The organism is Cecembia rubra (assembly GCF_003014575.1).
GTDB lineage: Bacteria > Bacteroidota > Bacteroidia > Cytophagales > Cyclobacteriaceae > Cecembia_A > Cecembia_A rubra.
Map to the genome: position 1 here is coordinate 34,745 of NZ_PYGF01000019.1, position 7,318 is coordinate 42,062.

The 7,318-nt window shown below is 37.2% G+C and carries 3 protein-coding genes; all 3 read left to right on the plus strand.

All coding sequences use genetic code 11. The features are described from left to right. The first annotated feature begins 1,042 nt into the window (after positions 1-1,042). Genes CLV48_RS19885 through CLV48_RS19895 form a run of 3 tightly spaced genes read left to right on the plus strand, consistent with a single transcriptional unit; the run spans position 1,043 to position 7,156 of the window. Positions 1,043-2,611 (plus strand): TlpA family protein disulfide reductase, encoded by a 1,569-nt coding sequence (locus CLV48_RS19885; RefSeq protein ID WP_106569054.1) that lies wholly within the window; start codon positions 1,043-1,045, stop codon positions 2,609-2,611. 11 nt (positions 2,612-2,622) lie between these two features. Beyond that, positions 2,623-5,811, plus strand: coding sequence for a SusC/RagA family TonB-linked outer membrane protein (locus tag CLV48_RS19890; RefSeq protein ID WP_106569055.1), 3,189 nt, complete (start codon positions 2,623-2,625; stop codon positions 5,809-5,811). A 19-nt stretch (positions 5,812-5,830) separates the two neighbouring features. Next, positions 5,831-7,156 carry a RagB/SusD family nutrient uptake outer membrane protein gene (locus CLV48_RS19895; protein ID WP_106569056.1) on the plus strand — a complete coding sequence of 442 codons (1,326 nt, stop codon included), beginning with the start codon at positions 5,831-5,833 and terminating at the stop codon, positions 7,154-7,156. Positions 7,157-7,318: the final 162 nt, after the last annotated feature.

Sequence of the window (7,318 nt, forward strand, 5' to 3'; positions counted from 1 at the left end):
TTCTATAAGGTAATAGTTGCCTCTTAGGTAGCCTGGAAGAAGTCTGTCCAGACCGCTTATCAAGTCTTCTTAGCTCCTCATCTGACTGCATGAAAAAATTGATGCATCATGCTTCCTGGGACTGCCATGCCTTTTTGGAATGTAGAGTGATGAATGATGAGTGTAGAATTATGAATGAAGAGTGATGAATTTAGAATGAACAATGAGTTTCCTCCTTAGCAGCCAGCTAGGTCAAGAAATTACAAAACCATAAACCCAGCACCATGAACTCACTTTCAACCACTGCAATCATCAGATTGCTATTTGACGACAGCTGAAAAGTTGCCTGTCACCCTCACAGGACCCACACCGCGTCTTTTCTCATAAAGGTGAAACGATTCAATAGACCCAAATGTAGCTAACGGATACACAAAAGGTGACGGTACTACAGCGGTGCGGGCCGGTCCTGATGCCCCTAAGGGTTTCAGATAAGGCCGGAGCCTGGAGCTGGATTGGAACCTATTGGTGATCAGTCCGATAGTTGAATTTCCCACTTCAGGTTTCCTTTTACTCTCGATCTGATACAGAAGATCTAGGGATATTTATTTCATCCCATTTGATTTCTTAGTAAAATTTTGCTGCCTCCAGGCCTTGTCCGGCATTTCTAACTCCAGTGGATAATCCAATCATTTTGGCATCAAAGTACTCCATTGTTCCATGTATACATAATTGCATAGGTTAACTGGAATTACTTTGTCTTTTGCCAAGGATTTCAAGAGGAACACGATCCACAGTATTTAAAAAGAAAGACAAATGAATGGTTGTAGAAAAACTGCTGATTTGTCAATTGGTGACAGTTTTGCAAAGTTCTTCGTCAACCTGAAATCCTTCCATACTTTGCTCATACTGATAAAGCGATCAAGGATTCCCATACAGCTGTAGAAGTACTTAAGGTGGCGCTGGTGTTGCTGAGGTTATTATCCTTGGCTTCAAGCAGGGATCAAATCTGGCTTTTAGCCTATTTCAAGGATTTAAGTTACCTGATAAACTACATTTAAAACTTATGAAAAAACTCACTATTCCTCTAATTTATAGTGGTATGCTTCTAATGTCCATGCCAACTTTTGGTTTGTCTAATCCCTCCGATGAGCCCATACCTAAACGTGTATTCATTAGAATAGAAATCAAGAAAAACCCTTTCCCAGATTCTTTACAGGTTTTTTTCTGGGAGAGCTTGCTAGATATTCCTACCGATCTTCCTCAAGCCAAGATACAAAACCATTTTTTGACTAGTGGAAATATGTTCGAAGGGAGCAGGGAATCCAAAGTTCTGGATTGGACCTCTCCTCCGATTTCAAAATCAGCTTTCTTAACTATTAAAAATGGGCGGTATGACTTGCTAGATAAAATCATCATCCAACCCGGTGATTCTGTTAGAATTGGTTTTGATTTGGAAAAAGGGCAGACACTATTTTCCGGCCCATCTGCGGAAAAATTCAGGGCCCAACATTCTCTTCAGATGTCATGGGATGAATGGAAATTCTCCATAGACCCTGCAATGTTGACTTCAAATAAGCGATTTTGGGCGAGTTCATCCAAAGATTCGATCGCTTATTATCAGGCAATTCAAAAAAAATCATCAGTTCACAGGTCAATTGAACCCTTGGTGAGTCTTGAAGACAAGATCAAGTATTTGGATAGGCAACTTGGAGCTGACTATACACAGCATCCAGTTTGGTCACAATTGCAGCCATTTAAACACCTATTGGAAAAGGATTTTTTTCAAGCGCTTCAAACAGAACTTATGGGTAAAATCCTTTTTGAACCTGTGGATTTATTTAGAAAAACCTATGAAGATAACCCGGAATATCTGGCACTTTTCCATCGATATTTCATGGATTCAATCCCTGTAATTCCAAGCAATGCAGTCGATTCTCCACACTTTTTGGAATATCTGTATACTCAAAAAGTTGTGAATTCAGCCGTTACCAAAAAACCATTTAGAGACTTATTGACATTCCAAAGTCAAGCGTTGAATGATGCGCTTGAAGTAAAATTTATAAGCCAAAATTTCAGAAGATTTTCAGATTCAAACGCACAGTTTGAAAAAACACTAGCACGAGTATCAGATCCTTTTTTACATGAACTAATAGCTAAAATGTTTGCAGCTCAAAAGATTGGTGCACCAATTGCCAAACTGCCACTTTGGGATTATGAAGGCAATGAAATTTTCCTAAATGACCATAAAGGAAAATTTCTATTGCTGAGTTTTTGGCTTCCAGGTTGCTCAGCGAGTGAATCTGCTTATAGACACAAAGTTTCTGAGGTGGATAAACAATTCCAGTTTTCTGAAAAGCTAGAAGTTATTTACGTAGGGTCTTCCAAAGATCATCAACGTTGGCTTGACCTCGTGTCCCAATCAATATATAGCCCTTCAAGCGGAGTTAACTACCGAAGTTCACAAGATGAACAGTCCTTTTTGAGCTATTACGATATCAGAAGCTTCCCCACCATGATGTTGATAGACCCTGATGGCAGGATGGTCAATAATGGAAATTTTCTATACAGCACCCAAGGCTTAATCAATTACTTGGAAAACCAAATCCAAGAGTATTATAAACATCAACCCTAACTATAAAAACAATGAAAAAAATTGTACTCAGTTTTTGGCTGTTTCTGCTAAGTACAGGAATGTATGCTCAAGAAGCCGCTACTGTTCACATTAGCGGAACCATCTACGCATCTAATGATCAAACACCACTTCCAGGCGCACTGATTAAAGAAGAAGGATCCGATCGTGCCACCGTTTCAGATGGGGATGGTAAGTTTGTTTTAAGGACTGATAATAAGTTCCCGAAAGTTCTTATCGTATCATTTATCGGCTTTTCTTCTCAGAAAGTAGAACTCAGTGTAAATAGAAGTTTAACTGGACTGGAAATTTATCTTGATGCTCAAGATATGGGATTACAAACTGTTGAAGTCCTTTCTACAGGATTTCAAGAAATACCCAAGGAAAGAGCTACCGGTTCTTTTGTCCAACTGGATCAAGAACTGATTAACAGGAGAGTAAGTACCAATCTTTTGGAGCGATTGGAGGATGTTACATCAGGGCTCGTATTCAACAGGGCAGGACCTGCGTCTGATCGAATTACAATCCGTGGAAGAAGTACCATTTTTGCAGAAACCCAGCCATTGATCATCATTGATAACTTTCCATACGATGGCCCTCTGGAAAATATCAACCCCAATGATGTTGAATCCATAACCATCCTAAGGGATGCTGCTGCTGCATCTATTTGGGGTGCTCGCTCTGGGAATGGTGTAATAGTAATCAAAACCAAAAGAGGTCGAGCCAATCAACCTATGCAAATAACATTCAATGCCAACACAAATTTCATTGAAGCTCCTAATCTATTGGCGAGGCCATGGATGGATATTTCTGATTTTATTGATGTTGAAAATGAGCTTTTTAACAGGGGCGTCTTTAATGCGGCTATTAATAATTTAAATGCAAGACAGCCAATGTCACCGGTAATTGAAACTTTATTAGAGCACAGGTCCGGAAAACTTGCTGATTTAGAAAGAGATAGAAGATTAGATTTATTCAGACAAATTGATTCAAGACAGGAACTAATGGATAATTATTACCGATCTGCTGTCAATAATCAGTTAAGTCTTGGTTTTTCGGGCGGAAAAGAAAATTACCGCTATAGCTTCTCTGTAGGTCATGATCATAATCTTGCTGCTGAAATTGGTAACTCTAATTCCCGCACGACAATTTCCTCCAATAATAATTGGAGTCTACTTAACAGGAAGTTAGATTTTGGGATATCATTCAACTACACCGAATCCAACTCATTGGTTGATACCCAAATCCCAACGCTTTTTCCATATGAAAAATTGAGAAATGATGATGGATCAGCTAATCAAATAGTAAGAGAGCACAGCTTAAGGTATGTGAATTCCTTTTTAGATACTGATTGGTTGGACTGGAGATTCTTTCCCATGGAGGAAATTGGGATATTTGAAAATAGTGTTAAACAACAAGATGCTCGAGTAAATTTTTCAGTTGCTTACAAAGTTACAGATTGGTTAAGCACAGAAGTTTTGTTCCAACATTGGAATAACCAATTTTCATCAAGGAATTACAGACCTTCAGAAAGCTTTGAAGCCAGACATTTGATAAATAGGTTTACACAAATCAATACCGATGGGTCATTGTCTAGACCAATTCCAATCGGTGGATTTATGGATTCTAGGAATGGGACATCAAATGGCAGTTATGGTCGAGTTCAGGCTAAAATTGACCGGTTATTGAGTGAAAAATTTCAATTGAATGGGATAATTGGTACTGAATTTAAAGATGTGAATAGCATTGCATCTGCAAACAGATATTATGGTTATAACAACAGTTTTGCAGTCAGTTTACCAGTTAATTTGTTTAATCAGTTTAGGATCAATCCCAATAATGCACTTGCTACTATACCCTCAGGCATAGACCATGAAGGAAGAGTTGATAGATTTATTTCTTACTTTGGAAATTTTTCACTCGCCTATAAAAACAAATTGGTATTAACGGGAAGTGCAAGAAAAGATGCCTCTAATTTATTCGGAGTTGAAACTAACTTAAGGGCAGTACCACTTTGGTCAACAGGCTTGTCTTGGATTCTTTCTGAGGAAAGTTTTTTCAATGTGTCTGCAATCCCATATCTCAGGTTTCGAGGTACATATGGATTTAATGGTAATGTAGACAGGACATTAAGTGCATTTACTACGGCCTCATATTTTGTTACAGATGGTAACTTTATTAATCCTGGTCAGCGATATGCAATAATCAGAAATCCCCCGAACAGAAATCTGAGATGGGAAAAAATACAAACAATAAATGTTGGATTTGATGCAAGTCTCAAAAATAATTTATTAGATATAAGTCTCGAATTATACAGTAAAAATGGATTAGATCTTATAGGAGATTTCCCAATTGCTCCAACCACTGGATTTACAACATTTAGAGGAAACTTTGCAGATACTCAAACAAGAGGTTGGGATTTAACCCTAAACTCTAAGCCTATGCAAGGTAAATTTAATTGGGAAATCAACTTTTTCTTAAGTCGAGTGAAAGAGGAGGTAACTAATTATGAGGCTCCCACTCAAATTGTAAATCTCTTATCTTCGTTTGGAATCACACCTTTTCCGGGAAAACCATTATTTTCAGTTTTTAGCATGAAATCGGGAGGCTTAGATCCAAATACAGGAGATCCAATTGGATTTTTAAATGGAGAGCCTAGTACCAATTTTATTGGAATTAGGCTTCAAACTCAACCCGATGATTTAATTTTTCATGGATCTGCCAGGCCTCAGGCTTTTGGAGCTTTGAGGAATACCTTTAGTTTTGGTGATTTTTATATATCCCCCAATGTAGCTTTTAGATTAGACTATTATTTCCGAAGACTATCAGTAGATTATACAGATCTTTATGCAGGCCGCATTACTCATAGAGACTATAATGATAGATGGAGACAGCCGGGAGATGAATTGATTACAACTGTTCCCTCAATGCCATTGACTAACAACACTTTTAGACAATTCATTTACACGTTTTCGGAAACATTGGTGGAAAGGGGGGATCATATTCGACTTCAAGATATCAGGGCTGGATATCATTTGAAAAAAAGCAAGTTGCCATGGTTACCCGTTAGAAGTGCAGAATTTTATACCTATGTCAACAACCTAGGTCTTTTATGGAAAAAGACAAAATTCGATGTAGATCCTGATTTTCAAAATATCCCACCACCTCGCAGCATAGCCATAGGATTAAGAATTGATCTGTAAACTAAACTAGACTGAAATTATGAAAAATATAAAATTATATTTCCTTATCGTACTTATATTAATATCATCATGTGAAGGTTTCCTCGATGAAAGGCCGTCAAAAGGTATAATTGTACCTACAACCATAGATGATCTTTATTCAATTCTTGCAAATACCCAACGGATTAATCGAGAAATTAACTTAGGTATATTGCTTGCTGATGATATGTTTACAAATGATCAAGGTTACCTAACTTTCATCAATGATTTTACAAGAGATGCCTACAAATGGAAGCAAGAGATTTTTGAAGTAACTGGTGGTAATGCCTTTTGGAACATACCATACATTACCATTTTTCATGCTAATTTCATTTTAGAAACTGTTAGTGAAATAAACCCAAGAAATGAAAATGATATCAATGATCTTCGCAATCTTCGTGGGATGGCTCTATTCCATAGAGCAAATGCTTTAACTGGACTATTGCAATTTTTTGCTCCACCTGTTTTAACCGAATCAGATTTACAGAAGAGAGCAATACCAATAAAGCTAAATTCAGATGTAAATGATCACCAAGGTTTGGCAACTATTGGAGAAGTTTACAATAGAATTTTTCTTGATTTGGAGGAATCAATGGAATTGTTACCCGAAACTCAATCGACAGTGGTTCACCCTGGAAAATTGGCAGTATATGGATTACTAGCCAGAATACATTTAATTCTTGGGAACTATTCTGAAGCCTTGAATTTTTCTCAAAAGATTCTAGATAAAAAGTCTGATCTTTTAGGCTATTCAGAAATTTTTGAGAATACTAGTTTTCCAATAGTTGGCTTGCAATACCCGATCCCAGTTTTAAATAATGAATTAATATATTTTAGTAGTGGGGGAGCATCTCAGTCTTTTACTTCACCTTTAAGCTTTGTGGATAGAGAGCTTGTGAATAGCTACAGTGAAAATGATTTACGGAAATTTTTATTTTTCAATAATCCAAATCAAGATGGAAATGTAAATTTCATTGGGCATTACACAGGGAATTTCGAATTATTTTCTGGAATAGCTTTGGATGAAGTATATCTAATTAAATCAGAATGTCTAGCGAGGCTGAATAGAGGAAAAGAAGGATTAGATGTTTTAAATTCATTATTAGAAACACGATTTAGGAAAGGTACCTATTTGCCTGAAGAGTATTTATCTGAAACACAATCCCTATCAAAAATATTAGAGGAAAGAAGAAAATCATTGGTCTTTAGAGGATATTTAAGGTGGGTTGATATGAGAAGGCTTTTGAAAGACCCTGAATGGAATGGCCCTAAACCAAGAGTTGTTATGGGGGAAACTTTCTCAGGGACTATGACAAAAACTGTGTAAGTTGGTTTCACTACTTACGAAGTTAAAGTTATACCTCGAAATTCTCTGTGTGATTTAGAAGAAATCTCACGGGGAATTTGAGGAACCCGCGGTAGGCGAATACCCGATCTGTGTGCAGACAATTTCTTACCTTTAACACACAGATTGCAAAAATGAAAAAAG